Origin of the sequence: Burkholderia cenocepacia (genome assembly GCF_900446215.1) — a bacterium.
Taxonomy (GTDB): domain Bacteria; phylum Pseudomonadota; class Gammaproteobacteria; order Burkholderiales; family Burkholderiaceae; genus Burkholderia; species Burkholderia cenocepacia.
Window position 1 is genome coordinate 24142 of record NZ_UAQZ01000016.1, and the last position, 16440, is coordinate 40581.

4 protein-coding genes are annotated in these 16440 nt (G+C 69.9%); 2 read left to right on the forward strand and 2 right to left on the reverse strand.

All coding sequences use genetic code 11. The features are described from left to right. Positions 1-3 precede the first annotated feature (3 nt). Positions 4-13677, reverse strand: a complete 13674-nt coding sequence (locus DTA15_RS32230; protein WP_012493822.1) for an LWXIA domain-containing protein — start codon at positions 13675-13677, stop codon at positions 4-6. Positions 13678-14502: 825 nt separating this feature from the next. Between DTA15_RS32230 and DTA15_RS32240 the strand changes: the two genes are divergently transcribed. Both DTA15_RS32240 and DTA15_RS32245 read left to right on the forward strand, forming a co-directional pair. Next, positions 14503-14958 carry an Xre family toxin-antitoxin system antitoxin gene (locus tag DTA15_RS32240; RefSeq protein ID WP_006480981.1) on the forward strand — a complete coding sequence of 152 codons (456 nt, stop codon included), beginning with the start codon at positions 14503-14505 and terminating at the stop codon, positions 14956-14958. Continuing rightward, positions 14955-15434, forward strand: coding sequence for an RES family NAD+ phosphorylase (locus DTA15_RS32245; protein ID WP_006485623.1), 480 nt, complete (start codon positions 14955-14957; stop codon positions 15432-15434). Before DTA15_RS32240 ends, DTA15_RS32245 begins: the two co-directional genes overlap by 4 nt. 38 nt (positions 15435-15472) lie before the next feature. Here DTA15_RS32245 and DTA15_RS32250 read toward each other — a convergent pair whose 3' ends face one another. Then, positions 15473-16408, reverse strand: a complete 936-nt coding sequence (locus DTA15_RS32250; protein WP_012493821.1) for a site-specific integrase — start codon at positions 16406-16408, stop codon at positions 15473-15475. Positions 16409-16440: the final 32 nt, after the last annotated feature.

The window sequence follows — 16440 nt, forward strand, 5'->3', positions numbered from 1 at the left end:
GCGTCAGCCGACGTTGATCGACTGCCCGACATGCAGCACGTTCGGCGCCGACGCCAGGCCCGGATTCAGCTGCAGGATCTCGTTCAGCGCGCGCGCATCCTGCTGGTCGCGCGTCATCGCGTTGCGGTCGTGCTGCGACACGTGCGCGGCGTCGAGCAGCGACTGGCGATGCGCGTCGGCGATCACCCACAGCGAATCGCCGGCCACGACGATGGTCGGCTGCGCGGCCGACGACGGCGGCGCGGCGGGCTGAGCGGGCGCCGTCGTGCCGGTCCCGGGTGGTTGCGTTGCGGTAGTGCCCGGCGCGAGGCCGGCCGTCGGCGCGCCGGCGGTCGGTTGCGGCGGCTGATGTGATGGCGACGGCGATGCCGGCGTCGACTGCGGCTTGTGCGGCGACGAGCCCGAGCCGCCCGACGGCGGGCCGAAGAACAGGTTCTGCAATTGCGTGAAGCCCCAGATTCCGATCGGCACGAGGATCAGCGCGGTCGGGTATTTCCTGACCCAGCGCGTCGCGTTCGGGAAATGCGTGTTCAGCCGCGCGCCGAGCAGCATCAACGTCGACGTCGCGGCCGTTGCCGCGAGCCCGTAGTGACCTTTGTCGTATTGCGCGATCGAGCCCGCGACGCCGCTCGCGACGCCGACGAAATCCGACGTCGAGTCGATCAGGCGCACGACGCGGCTGCGCTTGTCCGCGTTCACGCGGTGCGCGCTCACCGCATAGACGAGGCCCGAATACGTCGCGGCGAGCGCCGCGCTCGCGGTCGTCAGCGCGCCCGCGACGGTCGGCGTGGTCATCAGCCCGTGCACGCCGACGGCGATCGTCCCCGAATAGCCGACGATCGCGCTGCCGCGTCCGACGAGGCCGAGCAGCCGGCGGGAATTGCCGTGATGCAGTTGCGCGAGCGACGTGCCGCCGACCATGCCCTGCATGTTCGCGAGCAGGTCGACCGACAGTTCCTTGATCTGCGCGGCCGCATCGTCGAAGCCGATGAGCCCCTGGCGATGCATGTCGACCAGGTGGGTCGCCTTCACGCGGGTTTCGTTCGTCAGCAGGTCGAGCTGTTGGAGCCGCGCCGGGTTGTAGCCGTGTACCGGCGCGGTCAGCTGCTGCGCAAGCGAGCGCTGCAGGCGGTCGAGCACGTCGTGCACCGCGCGCGGATCGCCGCTCTGCAGGCTCTGCACCGCGCCCTGGTGCATCGCGCCGAACACGCGGCCCGCACGCGCGCCGACGAACAGTGCGGTGTTCGCGTGGGTCAGCGCATCCGAACTCATCACGGTCATGCCGTTGAACACGTTCAGCGCGACGAGCGAGCTGGCGCCGGCCACCGTGCCGCCGAAGCCGAGCGACCACGCCCAGTCGCGCTTGCCGAACGACGGGCGGTGGACGCGCAGCGCATTGAGCTGCGCGAGCGCGGCTTCCTGCGGGTTGCCGAGCTGGTGGCTCGGCTGTGCGGCGATGTCGCGGTTCACGAGGACGGGCTTGGTCTCGTCGATCGCGAGCTTCGGATCGGCGGCCACCGCGCGCCAGAACGCGGTGCTCGATGCATTCGGGTTCGCATGCGCACCGATCTTGCGTTCGGTAGCGGGCTGGCCGTACTGGTTCAGCCAGCGCTTGCCGGCATCGCGCGCGCGCAGCTCGGCCCGGTTGGCGGGTGCGGTGCTGTTCCAGTAGTTCTCCTGCGCATAAGTGATCGTCGCCTGCCGTGCGCGGTCCATCAGCGCGGTCGTATGGCCTTCGTACAGGCCGGCGCGCAATTGCGCGAGCTCGTCGGGTGTCATCTTGTTCGCGAGGCCGACGCGTTCGACTTCGGCGAACAGCACCTGATGCTGGTTCGCGAGCGTTTGCGCGCCGACCCGTTCGAACACGCGCGTGAGCGCATCGGCGCCGTGCAGGCGCGCGAGTTTGTCGGGTGCATGCAGCTTGTAGTCGACGAGCGTGCGGGCGAGGGCGGCGGTCAGATCCTGATTCGCGACGAAGTCCGAGCCATGCGTCGCATACGACAGCCCGAGATGAACCCAGTCGAGTTCCTTGCGGTCGAGCACGGCCTCGACGAGCTTCAGGTGGCCGTCGCCGGGCGCCGGTTCGAGCACGGCGTCCCAGCCGTGGAACGTCACCATCACATGCGGCGCGGTTTTGCCGGTGTGCTGCCGCGCCCACGTTTCGAGCGCGTCGAACGTGCGCACGTAGTCGTGGTACGCATCGTTGGTGCCAGCCAGCGTGCGCTGGTCCTCGGCCGACACGAGCGCGCGCGACGGCGCGGTTTCGAGGCGCAGCACGAAGCCGCCTTCGGACGCCGCATCGAGCCATTTGAACAGATGGTCGAGGTCGTCGAGTTCGAGATGGCGGCCCGTGCCGACGATGTCGATCCGCGCGTTCGCTTCGTCGAACTGCGCGTTGTCGAGCTTGCCGAGTTCGCGCACGCGGCGGATGAACGCGGGGTCGTGTTTCCGGCCGAGCGCGGCGGCCAGCGAATACGGATCAACCGCGACCGATACGACCGGCATCGCCCCGCCATAGCGCTTCACGAGCGCGAGCATTTCGGCGGGGTCGTCGCGCAACGTGAAGCCGCGCGCCATCAGCGCGAGGCGATCCTGGAGCTCGGCCTTCGCGCGGGCATAGGCCTGCAACGCGTGCCGGTCCGCGGCGCGTGCGATCGACAGATAGGTGATCGCGCGCTTCGCATGGCGCGACACCAGGTTCGCCGCGTGGTCGGGCCGCGACAGCGGGCCGCGCCACGGCATGCTCGACACATCGCGCGCGAGCCGCAACGGGATGCCGAGCGCCTTCATCATCACGCTGTCGGCCATCATGACCTGGCGTGTCGCGCCGAGGTCGAGCGGCTCGCCGGTGCGGCCCGCGAACGCCTTCACGCGCTCGTGCTCCGGGAACCAGTCGTCGAGCTTCGCCTTGCCGAAGCGGAGGATCCATTCGGCGACCGTCGCGCTCGTCAGGCCCGGCTGATAGGTCTTGATGCTGAACGGCTTGCCGGCCGGCGCGGCGTGCGGCGCCGGTGACGCGGCCGGTGCGGGCGCCGCCGGCGCGTTCCGGCTGCCTTTCGTGCCCTTGCCGCGCGCAGCCTTGTTCGGTTTCGCGGGCGGATTGGCGGACGCCGTGCCGGACGCGGGATCGCCGGCAAGTGTGGCCTGCTGGTGCTTCGCGGCCGCCAGTTCGGCCGCGATGCGGCGCCGCAGTTCGCCGAACGGCGTGGACGATTCCGCGGCGGCCTTCTGCAACTGTTTGTCGAGTTCCGCTTGTTTCAGCGCATAGGCCGCGACCTGCGTCGGCTTCGTGCGTGCATCGAATTCCGCCGGGTCGAGCCGCGTCACGAGAAAGTGCCGGTCCGAGCCGTCCGGACCGCCGCCGATCTTCGTCCTGTCGAGATCGACGCCGGGCTTGCGCTCGTCGGCGAAATGCGCGGCATCGTCGAACCATTGCAACGTGCCGTCGCGGGTCGCGAGGAGGCCGTCAGGCTGATGCAGCGTGTCGATCAGCGCGCCTTCCGTGCCGTAGACGTAGATGAAGTATTCCGGGCCGACCTGGCCGAGATCGATCACGCGCCGCAGGTGCAGCGTGTTCGCGCCGTTGAAATCGTGCACGTCGTCGGCCGATTTCGGCAGCAGGTTCGGCGCGACCCACGGGTTGGCGAGCGACGTCGCGCCGGCCGGCGGCTTGCCTCTCGACTGAAGCTTGCCGAGCCGGCGCTGCACGCGGTCGCTCGTTTTCATCGACGGCGGCTTTTGCTCGGCGATCGGCAACGCCCGCTCGGCCGGCGCGAAGCCGCCATAGCGGGACACCGCCGATTCCGGCAGCGACGACGGGACGAACACGACGCCGCGCCGTCCGTCGGGCAGGCCGCGGGCGCGGCGGCGGAATGCGGCGCCAAGATCCTGTTCGGCGATCGATGCATCGCCGACCGAGGTTTTCTCGTGATACGCCCAGCCGCTGCCGCCTTGCTTGGGCACGGCGTAGCCGAGCACCTTGCCGGTTTTCCGGTCGACCGCGAAGATCGTCGTGCTGTCGTCGGCGACCTTCGCGGCCGCCTTGGGCCGCTTGAATTGCGGCGCGCCGGCGAGTTTGCCGATCTGCTCGACGACCTCCTGCGCAGGCGCGTCGCCGGAAGGCTCGGCATTCCATACGCGTTTCGAGTCGACGGCTTCGACCTTCGCCGCGCCGCCGAATTGCCGCAGCTCGTCGAGCGACACCGGCGACAGGTAGAAGTCGAATTGCGCACGCGCTTCATGCGGCGTCGCGCTGCCGCTGCGCTTGCGCGGACGCGTGCCCGGATAGAGCGCGTCGCGCAAGTCGTGCGACGGCGCGCCGCCCGGATCGGTCGATTCGACCTGACCGGGCTGGCCGTGCGCATCGGTCGTCAGGCTCGCGACGAATTCGGGTTGCGGATGCGTGCCGTCGTCCGCCGGCCGGTCGGCGTGCTTCGCGATCAGCACGTGGGCGTTGGGGCCCGCGTATTGCGCGAGGTCGCGGATGTCGGCCAGTTGCGTGCCGTCGATGCGCTTCAGATCGCGCTTGCCGTGCGCGTCGAGCCAGTCGGCCGCGCGGGCCTCGGGCGCAAGCACGGGGGCGGCCGGCAGGAACGACGACGGGTCCATCGGCCACATCATCATCGACGGCATCGTCCGCGGCATGGCGCCGGCTCGCCCGGCCTCGCCGTCGCGCCGCGCCTGATCGGCCTGCGTGCGGTACAGCGCCCGATAGACGGGGTTGCCGGGCAGCGACGTCTGCACGTTGCCGAACGCGTCGGCGAGGCGCGCGAGGCCGGCCGCGTCGCCCGGCATCACATGGTCGGCTTCGCGCGCGATCGCGTCGGGCAGTACCGCGTGCGCGGCGATGTCGATGCCGGTCGATTCGAGGATCTGCTTGCGCACCGCGAACGCGTTGGCCTGCGCGCGCGCCTCGGCGCGCAGCGCGCTTTCCGCGTACGCGTCGGGGCTGCTGGTGTCGAGGTCGAGCCGGTTCGTTGCCACGTCGACCGCATGACCGACCTCGTGGGCGAGCACGTAGACGATCGTGCCGGCGTTGCGCAGGCCGCCGTCGATCACGATCCGGCGCTGTTCGGCATCGACCTTGCTGCCGGCGCCCGCGCGGCCCTGCACGATCTCCCAGCGGCCGGGGTTCAGCAGCCGCAGTTGCGCGGCGAGCAGGCTCGACTGGTCGGCCAGCGCGTACGCGGCGTCGGGTAGCGGCGCGCCGCCGAACCACGTCCGGATCCGCGTGAAGCGCGACGGTTTCTGCACGAACGCGCCGTCCGGCAGCGATTCGCTGATCAGCGGGTGCGCGAGTTCGACGTGGCCGCTGGCGATGCCGCGTTCGAGCGGCTGGATGACGGCGTCGATCATCCCGGGCGTGCGGTTGGTTGCCGGGTCCGGATGCGGGATCAGGACGGACGGGTCGCTGAAGTGGAACTCGCCGTTCGCATCGAACAGGCCCTCGAAATCGAACGACAGGCCGTGCCGCGCGGCCAGCTCGCGCATCGCGGCGAGCTGGCGCATCGATTCGCGCGTCACGCGCTTCGGCAGGATGCCGTGCATCACGTCGAGGCTGCCGAGTTCGGCCAGCGGGCTGTACAGCACCGCGACGCGCCCGTGGTACGTGAACGGCCCGTCGACCGTGACCGTGCGCATGCCGAGCTGCGTCAACTGCTCGAGCCCGCGCTTTTCGTGGGCGAGCATCGTGCGGGCCTTGTCGCCGCTGGCGTCGAACACGCCGATCGCGTTGCGCTTGCCGAGTTCGAATACCGCCTTCGCGGTGCCCGCGCCGAGGAACGGGCCGAGCAGCGCATCGGGATCGACGCGCCGCGACGGATCGCCGGCGACGTGCAGCCCGTGTTCGTCGACGGCGAGCGCGCCCGCGTCGATCCGTTCGCGCGGCGACGGCGTGTAGCGCGTCCATGCGCGCGGGCCGCCGAACCGCATGCGCTGCGTGCCGTCGCCGCGCGGTTCGCCGAGCGTGCGGACCGTGCCGCTGTCGGGCACGTAGATCGTGCGTTGCCACAGGTTCGCGAGCCACGCGGCGTGTGCGGCCCCGCCTTCGCCCGCGAGCACGATGGGGGCGCCGGCTCGGGCGGGCGTGAACGCATGGCGATGGTCGATCGAATAGTCGACCGGCGTGGCGGGGTTGCCACGTGCGTCCAGCAGGCCGCCGGCTGCGTCGGTTCGCGCATGGACGAGCGTCAGCGGTTCGCCGTTCGCATAGGACACCGGACCGTGGCGCGAGAAGGACAGTGTCGGCGAGCCTCCGCCGAACCAGCGGCGCGGAAACGGCGATGCACGGTCCGCGTGCGCGTGGCTCCACTGCGCCTGTTCGTCGAGCGTGCGCGGCAGCCGTGCGCCGCCGCTGCCGCCGGACGATTCGGCCGTGTGCGGCGCGGGCATGCGCAGCGCTGCGTTGCCCGGCTGCTGCTGGCGGTCCCGTGTGCTGCCGTAGAACGCACGGTAGTGTTCGCCGTCGCGGCCGGATACGGGGGCATTGCCGAATGCGTCGGCGAGGCGCGCGAGGCCGGCGTCGTCGCCCGGCATCACGTGGTCGGCTTCGCGCGCGATCGCATCGGGCAGCACCGCGTGCTCGGCGATGTCGACGCCGGTCGATTCGAGGATCTGCTTGCGCACCGCGAACGCGTTGGCCTGCGCGCGCGCTTCGGCGAGCAGCGTGCTTTGCACGTACGCTTCCGGGCTGCTGGTATCGAGGCCGAGCCGGTCGTTCGACACGTCGGCCGCGTGGCCGGCTTCGTGCGCGAGCGTGTAGACGAGCGTGCCGGTGCCGCGCAGGCCGCCGTCGACCACGATCCGGCGCTGCTCGACGTCGGTGCGGCTGCCGCGTCCCGCGCGGCCCCACACGACCTGCCAGCCATCCGATTTCAGCAGGCGCAACTGGTCGGCGAGGAGGCTCGACCGGCCGGCGAGCGCATAGGCGGCGTCGGGCAGCGGCGCGCCGCCGAACCACATCCGGATCCGCGTGAAGCGCGACGGCTTCTGGACGAACGCGCCGTCCGGCAGCGATTCGCTGATCGCCGGATGCGCGAGTGCGATGCTGCCGGTGCGGATGCCGCGTTCGAGCGGCGCGATCACGGTGTCGATTTCCTCGAGCGTGGCGTCGATTTCCTCGCGGTCATCGGTGCGGAATATCGTGGCCGGGTCGCTGAAGTAGAACTCGCCGCGCGCGTCGACCACCCCCTGAAAATCGAACACCAGGCCATCGCGCTCGACGATCTCGCGCATCGCGGCAAGCTGTTGCATCGAGTCGTGCGTGATACGTGACGGCAACGCGCCGAGCGAGATGGCACGGCTGCTGAGTTCGGCGAGCGGATGGTAGAGGATCCCGATCCGGTTGCCGACCGAGAACGGGCCGTCGATGGTCAGCGTGCGCATGCCGTAGCGGCGCAGCAGGTCGAGCCCGGTGCGTTCGGTGTCGAGCGCGTCGTAATGATTCGCGAGCTGGCCGTCGCGCGGCCTCGATGGATCGACGTCGTACAGGCCGATCGCGTTGCGCTTGCCGAGTTCGAACACGCTCTTTTCGATGCCGGCGCCGAGGAACGGGCCGATCAGCGCTTGCGGGTCCAGTCGCCGTGACGGATCGCCCGCGACGTAGAGGCCGTGCGCGTCGACGGCCAGTTCGCCGTAGTCGATCCGCTCGCGCGGCGACGGCGCATAGCGGGTCCACGTGGGGGCGTGGTCGAATCGCGCCTCGGGCCGCTGGCTCCCCGGGTTGCGCATGGCCGCGTCGAACGCGCGGATCGTGCCGCCGTCCGGCACGTAGACCGGCCGTTGCCAGGTGTTCGTGAGCCATGCCGCGGCCGCGTGTCCGTCGTCGGCCGCGAGGACCAGCGCGCGGCCGGTGCCGGCGCTCGTCGACGTGCCGGCGAGGAAGTGCGCGATCGAAAACGGCACGTGCTGCGCGGGGCGGCCGTGTGCGTCGAGCAGTTGGCCCGTGGCGTCGGTTCGGCCGCGAATGATCGTCACCGGTTCCTCGGTTCCCGACGACGTGCGTTCGTCCAGCATCCGCAGCGTCATCTGCCGCGGCTCGTGACGCCCGCGTTCGGCGAACGGCGAGATCGTTTCCGCATGCGAGAAGCTCCACCGCACCTGTTCCTCGAGCGTGCGCGGCAGGTGCGCGCCACCGGTCCCTTCGGTCGTGTGCGGCGCCGGCATCCGGCGCGGGGCGCCGCCGTGGCGCTTCTGCTTGTCCCAGATGCCGTCGTAAAAGGCCTGGTACGTCTCGCCGCGGCGGCCCGACACCGGCGCATCGGCGAACGCGTCGGCGAGCCGCTCGACCGTGCCCGCATAGTCGCTCGACGGCGACCAGCGGTCGGCCTCGTGCTGCAGCGCATCGGGCAGCGTCGTGTTCGCCGCGATGTCGCCGCCGCCCGCGAGATCGATCTCGTAGCGCGCTTCGAACGCGTTGATCTGGGCGCGCGCTTCGGCTTCGAGCGCCTTGCGCGTGAAGCGGCTGCGGCCGCTGTAGTCGAGCGAATCCAGTGTGCCGTCGATCGCCTCGACCGCATGCTTCGCCTCGTGCGCGAGCGTATAGGTGATGCTGCCCGAATCGTGCAGCGCGCCGTCGATCGTCACGCGGCGCCGCTTCGGATCGATCCGGCTGCCGCCGCCGCGCTTGCCGAGGCTCACGCGCCAGCCGGCGTCGCTCAGCATCCGCAACTGCTGCGTGAGCGTGCCCGATTGCTGCGCGAGCGCGTGGACCGCGTCCGGCAGCGGCGCGCCGCCGAACCGCATCTGCAGCCGCGTGAACAGGCCCGGGCCGGCAAGCGACGGGTCCGCCGGCGCTTCGGTGGTGTCCGGGTGGGCGGCGGCCGAGAGCGCGTGGTCCTGGGTTCGTGCGTCCCGGGCCGGCTTGGGCGCGGCTGCCTCGCGTGCATCGTTCGCCGCTTGCGTGGGGGCGCGTTCGGCCGGCTTGACGAGCACGAGGATGCGGTTGGGCGCGCTGAATGCGCCGTCCAGCGCACGCGCCGCGCGCGCGGGCGGCTGCGGCACGGCGGCATGCGTGTCGGGGTCGGCGACGTTGCGCCGGGTCGACGCGAGCACGACGACGGTGTCGTCGTTCACGGGGCGTGGCGCGCGGCGCGCGGCGGGCGCGTCCGGATTCGCCTCAGGCGGGTCGGCTTCGACGACGCCCGCCGCGTCGGCGTGGGCCGCCTGCGCGTTCGTGCCGACGACGCGGCCGCCGGCCGCCGCGGCGTCGGGGGCGGGCAGGTAGCGCGTCAGCGGCGCATCGGCGCGCAGGGTGCCGTCGGCGTGCAGGGCATCCGGCGCGGCCGCGAATACCGGCCGCTGCCAGCGGTTCGCGAGTTCGGGGGCGACGTGCGCGTCCGCGGCATCGGCGATGACGACGATCGGTTCCGCGACGTCGGCGGGCAGCTCGCCCGCCGCGCGCGGCCGCGCGGCGTCGGGCCGGGCGGCCGCCGGGTCCTCGCCGTTGCGCACGATCAAGAGCGTGTGCTCGCCATGGTCGAGCGCCTCGACCGACGGGCCGCGCGGGACCGACACGCCGGCCGGGTCGCGCGTCGCGGGCCGGGAGGCCGGTTCGGCGTCGGTCAGGTCGATCACGCGGACCGGCGTGCGCGGCGCGACGCTGGCCGGTTCCTCGAGCGCGCCCGCGCCGGGTGCGCCGGGCGTCCGCGCGACGGCCGGATCGTGCGCCGCGCGCAGGTCGCTGCTGCGGCGATTCTGCGCGGCGACATGCGAATCGGACGCGCGCGTTTCCTGCTGGTTCTCGTCGCGCGCGGCTTGCGCTTCGCTCGTGTGCTGCGCGTTGCGTGCGCTGGCGGCCGTCGTCGCGGTGGCCGTGTCGTTCGCTGCGGTGGCGCGCGCCGCGGCTTCGTTGGCGGGCGTGGTGCGCGGCGCGCTGTCGGCCGGCGGCGTGTCGTTGCTTGCCGGTTGCCGCGGGGCGTTGCGCGACGGGACCGGCGTTTTCGCGACGAGCTTCGACGGCGCGTTGATTTCGCCGTCGCTGCCGAACGACAGCCGGTCGCCCGTCTCCGTGACCGAATCGATCTTCGTGCCTTCGGTCCAGGTCTTGCCGGTCAGCTCGACGATGCTCAGTTCGCCGTTCTCGCCGAGGATCACCGACGTCCCGCGCGGCAGGTGGTTCAGGTCCTTGTTGTTGAGCGAGTCGAGCACGCGCACGGGCATGTTGTCGTAGGTGAGCACCTTGTCGCCCGCCATCAGCGTGCCGTCTTTCGCGACCTTGATGTCGACGCCGTCGAGCGACGCGCGCGTCGCGCCGAACGCGAGTTGCGACGGCTCGTTCCTGCTCAGGATCTTCTGCAGTTGCTGTCCGTCGATCGAGATGCGCTCGCCGCCTGCCGAGCGGGCGACCACCGGCCGGCCGGTGACGCGCACCGTCGCGTTGACCATGCGGTCCCGCACGCCGCCCGCGCCCATCAGCGCGACGTTCGTGAAGCCGGACTTGAGCGCGTCCCAGCCGTGCTCGCGGTCCCCGTGCGCGAAGTCGACAGCGGCTTCGACGAAGCTTTCGCCGGCGGCGCCGAGGCCGGTGGCGAGCGAGGTGCCGCGCACGATCGCGGTGCTGATTCGCGCGGCCCTCGCCGAGCGCAGCGCGGTGACCGTCTTGGCGAAGACTTCCGAGCCCGCGAATTTCGCCGCGCCGGCCGCGCCCATCGGTACGAGGTTGAGCCAGTCGCCGCGCGCGCCGGCGTCGGTGAACGGATTGATGCTCTGGTTGTGTTCCCAGCGCGAGCCGATATCGAGCGCGGATTTCGTCATGCTCGAGCCGATCGCCGTATCCATCATCAGCCCGCCCGCGAAGTTCAGCGCGCCGCCGGCGAACACGCCGACGCCGGTTGCGTCGAGCAGCACGCCGGCGCCTTCCATCAGCAGCCCGAGGCCCATCATCCCGAGATTCACCTTGCCGCCGGTCAGCGTGTTCAGCGCGCTGTCGAACCAGTCGTCGTGATGCGCGCTCTTCTGCTGGAACTGCGCGTGCCCGTTGTCGTCGTAGCCGGTCACGAGATCGAGCGTGCCGCTCGACGCAAGCTGGTTGTTGTCGAGGTAGTCGCCGATGTTGTCGTAATTCGCCGACGTGTCGTCGACGTACTGGACGTGGCCCTTGCTGTCGGTGACCTTGAAGAGCGCGCTCGTTACCATCCCGGCCGTCTTGTCCGAGTAGATCAGCGGCAGGATGTTGACCTGCGTGCCGCTGCCTCCGCCGAGCTCGAGGATTTCGCCGCGCACCTTGTTGATCGTGTCGAGCTTTTCGTTGTCGGTGTAGCGCACCGAGTCGTCGTTGACCGGCGCGGTGGGCGTGCCTGTGTCCGCCGACGGCTGCACGTCGGGCGGGAGGCCGATCGCGGTGCCGATCAGGTTGCGCTGCTCGTTGTCGGTCAGCTTGCCGAAATCGATCGTCGCGGCCTTGTTCGTGCTCGCGCCCGCCTGATCGAGCAGCGATTGCGACAGCTCGCCCTGGTGCGCGCGGAAGAAGCCGTCGAGCGCCTTCGAATAGGCATCCTTGTCGTCCTGGCTCTGCGGGTTGCGCAGGTTCTCGGCGAGGCTCGCATCGAACTGGTCGAGCAGCACCTGCTGACGCGACATCTCGGTCAGCAACTGCAGCTTGTTGATGGTCGCGTCGGCCTGCTGCAGGTTGTTGCGCGCCTCGTCGAGCCGATCCTGGTACGGATTCGGCCGCCGCGGCGTGGGCATCGGGATCTCGTCGCCGTTCACCTCGCGCATGCGCACCGGCGTCGGGTGGTTCGCGTACCAGTCGTCGTAGGTTTTCTGCATGTCCGCGAGCTTGCCCTTCAGCACGCCTTCCTGCGTCTTCGCGTTCGCCAGCTGGAATTTCGCGGCCGCGTCGTTGAACGTGTTGGACAGGCGGCCGTCGGCCGCGCGCAGCGCGCCCGCGACGACATGGAGCTTTTTCGCGTCGAGGGCGGTCTGGCCGGTCGCGGTGGTCGGCACGGACGTGTTCGAGCCGGGCGGCTGCAGCACGAACGACGGATTCGTGAACAGCGTCGTGGGCGGGAGCGACGTCGATAGCGCGGCGGGCGGCGCCGACGTGCTCAACGACGACGACGGTGTCGGCGTCTGGGTCGTCGACGGCGCCGGGGAACTCGCGGTGCTCGATGGGCTCGGCAGCGACGTGCTCAGCGACGGCGACGGCTGCGCCGACGGGGACGGCGGCGTCGTGGACGGCGGTGGATTCGTCGACAGCGTCGGTGTCGGGTTCTGCAGCACGAACGGCACCTTTGGCTTGAGCTGCGCATCGATCTGCGCGCCGGCGTCGTCATACTGCTGCGCGAGCGTCTGGCCGTACGCGACGACGAATCCGTCGTGCGCGAGGCTGGCTTTCTGCTTTGCCTGTGCGAGCGCATCGGACGCGGCGGCGAGGTCGGCGTCGACGGTCGGATGCGGGTCCAGCGAGCGCGGATTCGCGATATGCCAGTCGTCGGATGCCGATTTCGCGGTGTCGTACTTGGTCTGCAAGTCGTCGACGGTCAACTGCGCGCCGAGCATCTGCATGTAGCTGCCGCTCGTGTTCGCCTGCGTCGTCGCGCGATCGAGCGCGGCCTTGTCGTCTTTCGTCGCGCCGGGCGTCGAGCCGATCAGGCACGCGCTGTCGGCGTCGTATTTCTGCTGCAACGTCGTGACCTGCTGCGCGTCGAGCGATGCCGCATAGGCCGCGTTCGAGTAATTGGCGAGCTTCGCGGCCTGCGCGATATTGGCCTGCACCGCGTTCATGTCGACGTTGCCGTTTGCGTCGGCGGGCGGCGGATCGGGCAGGTCGACCTGCAATTGCAGCGGCTCAAGCGCATCGTTCAGCTTGCCGACGCCGGTATCGATCGCATCCTTGTAGGCAGGGTCGGCCATGTACGACTGGAATTGCGTATAGGCGAGATTCGCGTTGCTGACGTCCGCCCAGTACTTCGCCTGCGCCGTTACCGCGGTCGACGTCGCCGACTGCCAGTCGTCGTAGGCCTGGACCTGGGCGGGCGTCTTGCAATCGCCCTGCTGCGGGATGAAGTTCGGATTCGCCTTGGTCTGGTCGGGAAACAGTTTCTGCAGCGCGGCGAGCTTCGCATCGGCCTGCTGCTGCGCGGGCCCCTCGATTTTGTCGTTGCTCGGGTCGGCGCTGTACTGGTCGGCTTTCGCCTGTTCGCCGTACAGGATCCGGTAGCCGGCGTCGGTCGTGACGTCGAGTTCGCGTTGCGCGGTGGCGGCCGCGTCGTGCGCCTTCGTGTAGTTGTCGCGCGCGGCCTTGCGCTCGTCGGGTGTCGCTTCGGGGTCGCGGTTCGTCATCCGCAGCACGCCCTGCGCGCCTTGCAGCGTGTGTTGCGCGTCGTCGTACCTGGTCTGCGCGTCCTGGATCACGCGCTGGACGGCTTGCGTCGTGTCGTTGTCGACGGTGATCTCGGGCGGCGCGACGCGATACTGGTCGGCCATGTTCCGGAGCAGCGCGGTGGCCGACGCGATTTCGGCATTGGTCGGCTTGGACGGATCGGTGCCGAGGTCGGCCTGCACGGGAATCGGCGGCACGGTGGTCGGGTTCACCGGGTTGGCCGGGCCGTTGTTCGGGCCGTCGTTGGACGTACCGTCCGTATTGCGCGGCGGTTTCGGGGCGAGGTCGGGATCCAGCGTTTGCGACAGGAAACGCTGCCAGTTCAACCCCAAACCCATTCCATCGATGGACAACATGCAAGGCTCCCGTCAGGCGCGGCCGTACGCAGGGTGCACGCCGCCAGCGCCGCATGGCGCGATTTCGAGTGTACGGAAGCGGTTGGGGCAGGCACGGGGGCGATTCGTAGCGTGCGACGAGGGCGAGACGACCGGTCCGGGGATCGCTACGAGAAGCGATCATGCACCGATAGTGCACGGGACCCGACGCGGGGCGATGAGGCGGTTTGCGCATCGATTCGGGCGAGGGCGTGTGTTACAGCTGGCTTTCGGTGGTGGATGCTGTCTTACCGTTTGCTTTCCGTCTTTATGATCAGGTATGCGAAGTAATGGGCGGTGGTTTGGGGGGAGTCGTGCTGTCTGCCCGGAGCCGGGCGAGAGAGCGCAGCGACACGAGTGCGTCGAATCGATATCGATGGGAGAGGGAACAGGAACCGATACAGCGGGTGATTCGCTTTCGCGGCGGCGGCCAATAGCTGGCCACTATCTGGCTAGGTCGCGTCGACCTCTGGTGGGCCGCGGTCGGCTTGCTGGAGCATGCGGTCGACGTGTAATTCGCCGAGTGCTATGTCACACCGAGGAAGGACAACGCACCGGCCGGGGAAGCGGCGCGCTTCCTTCATTCCGTTCGGTCACCGTTGGGAAATTGTTACGTGACAACTTCAGATCATCATGGACCGACGACTTTATATACTGAATATGAACCCCGCCTCACCGAGGCGAATCTTCGATTCGCATACCCCGAAATACCGGCCTGCCAGCGCAGTCGTCCGCTCCGCCACTCGACGATCCGCAAGCATTCGGCAAAACGCCTATAATGATTGGGCAAATTGCCGGAGAGAGCTCATGAGCACCATCGCTTTTCATCCTTCGGGCGTCGCTCATCCGCGGCAGGCCGAATTCACGATTCTCGAGCAGCTGCTGGCGATCCGCGTCCGTTCGGGCGCCGATCTGGCCGAGCTGGCGAGCGCGCGCGTCGACGTGTCGGTGATCGACCGGCTGTCCGAGCGCGGGCTGAAATCGGACGAGCTGGCGTTCATCATTCCGCGCCGCACGCTGAGCCATCGTCGCCAGGCGCACGAACGCCTGTCGCCGGAAGAGTCCGACAAGGCGATCCGCCTCGCGCGCATCGTCGCGCAGGCGACGGCCACGTTCGGCGATCAGGACAAGGCGATGGCGTGGCTGCGCAACGGGCTCCAGCGCTTCGGCGGCCGCACGTCGCTCGACATGGCGAGCACCGAGCATGGCGCGCGGCTCGTCGAAGAGGCCCTCACGCAGATCGACGAGGGGTACTTCGCTTGACGACGCTGTGGCGGATCAGCAATTACGCCGATCTGAAAGGCATCGGCGGGTTGCGGGCCGGCGGCCGCTGGCATTTCGCCGGGCAACCCGTCGTGTATCTCGCCGAACATCCGGCGCTCGTGTTGCTCGAGACGCTCGTTCATTTCGAAATCGCCACCGTCGCGCAATTGCCGAGCGCGTACCAGTTGCTGCGGATCGAGGTGCCCGATTCGGTGGACGTCGCCGAAATCGCCGAAGGCGATGCGCCGGACGACTGGCGAACGAACGTCGACTGGACGCGTAGCGCCGGCACCGAGTGGCTGCACACGCAGCCGAGCGCGCTGCTGCGCGTGCCGAGCGTCGTCGTGCCGCACGCCCACAACTTCCTGTTGAATCCGCTGCATCCGGCCGCGTCCGACATCCGCATCGCGGAAGTGATGCAATCACCGTACGACACGCGAATTCTGCGGCTGGTCCAGTCGAAGCCGGGCGAATAGCGAGCCGGCGGAACAACGTTCGCGCCGGCGGCGCGCGATCAGCGTTCGTGGGCAGCGCGATCCGCGGCCGCATCGGGCGGCAGCGTCTGCCGGATACGCGTGACCGTTCGCATGCTGGCGAGGCCGAGCATCGCCGTGACGTCGGCATGTGCGTGACCGGCGAGCAACTGGCGGCGCGCATAGGTATTGCGCAGCACGCGCGGGCTCATGTCCGCTGCGCGAAAGGCGATCGCGTTCAGCGCATCGCGTACGACGAGCAGCAGGAACATGTCGTTCATGGCCCCCCCGCGCGGCGCGGGAAACAGCAGCGCCGACGGCGGCGCGTCGGTCGAGCGCGCGCGCCATGCGGCCAGCGGCGCCACCGCGAACGCGGCGAGTTCGATCCGGCGCGCCGGCCGCGCACGATCGCGCGGCACCGACAACACCGGCGGTCGCGCATCGAGTTCGGGCGCGTCGGCTGTCGCCGCACGAATTTCCGCCGACGTGATGCCGCTCGCGAGCAGCAGCGCGACGATCGCGCGATTGCGGCAGTCGGCCGGCGTGTCGTCCGCTCGAGGCTGCACATGGCGCTGCAGCGCCGCGTCGGCATCGGGCGGCAGGTAGCACGGCTCGGGCTCGCCGTCCGGCCAGGCGAGATCGCGCGTCGACCGGCCGGCCGGGTGGACCGTCCGCACACCGGTGTCGACCAGATGCCGGCCGAGCCGGTCGATCAGCTTCGCATAGCGCACGCGCGTCGACGTGCCGGGCGCGCAGGTACGGTCGAGTTCCGCGAGGAAGGCCGCGACGTGGTCGGGCCCGAACGTGGCGAGCGACACGCGCTGCGCACTCAGGTGGCGCAGGAATCGCTCGAACATCGCGACATGCTGCACGACCGAGCGCGGCGCGAACGGCCGGCGGCCGGCGCCGGTCGCGGCGGTTTCCTGCCAGACGCGAAACGCGCCGACGGGGTCGTGGATCCAGCGATTCGTGTCCATCTCCGCTTTATAGCCGGACGCGGTGACGCCGG

Excerpts from the sequence above, each read along its gene's own strand:
- DTA15_RS32230 (WP_012493822.1), bottom strand. The coding sequence starts at position 13,677 with ATGTTGTCCATCGATGGAATGGGTTTGGGGTTGAACTGGCAGCGTTTC.
- DTA15_RS32240 (WP_006480981.1), top strand. The coding sequence starts at position 14,503 with ATGAGCACCATCGCTTTTCATCCTTCGGGCGTCGCTCATCCGCGGCAG.
- DTA15_RS32250 (WP_012493821.1), bottom strand. The coding sequence starts at position 16,408 with ATGGACACGAATCGCTGGATCCACGACCCCGTCGGCGCGTTTCGCGTC.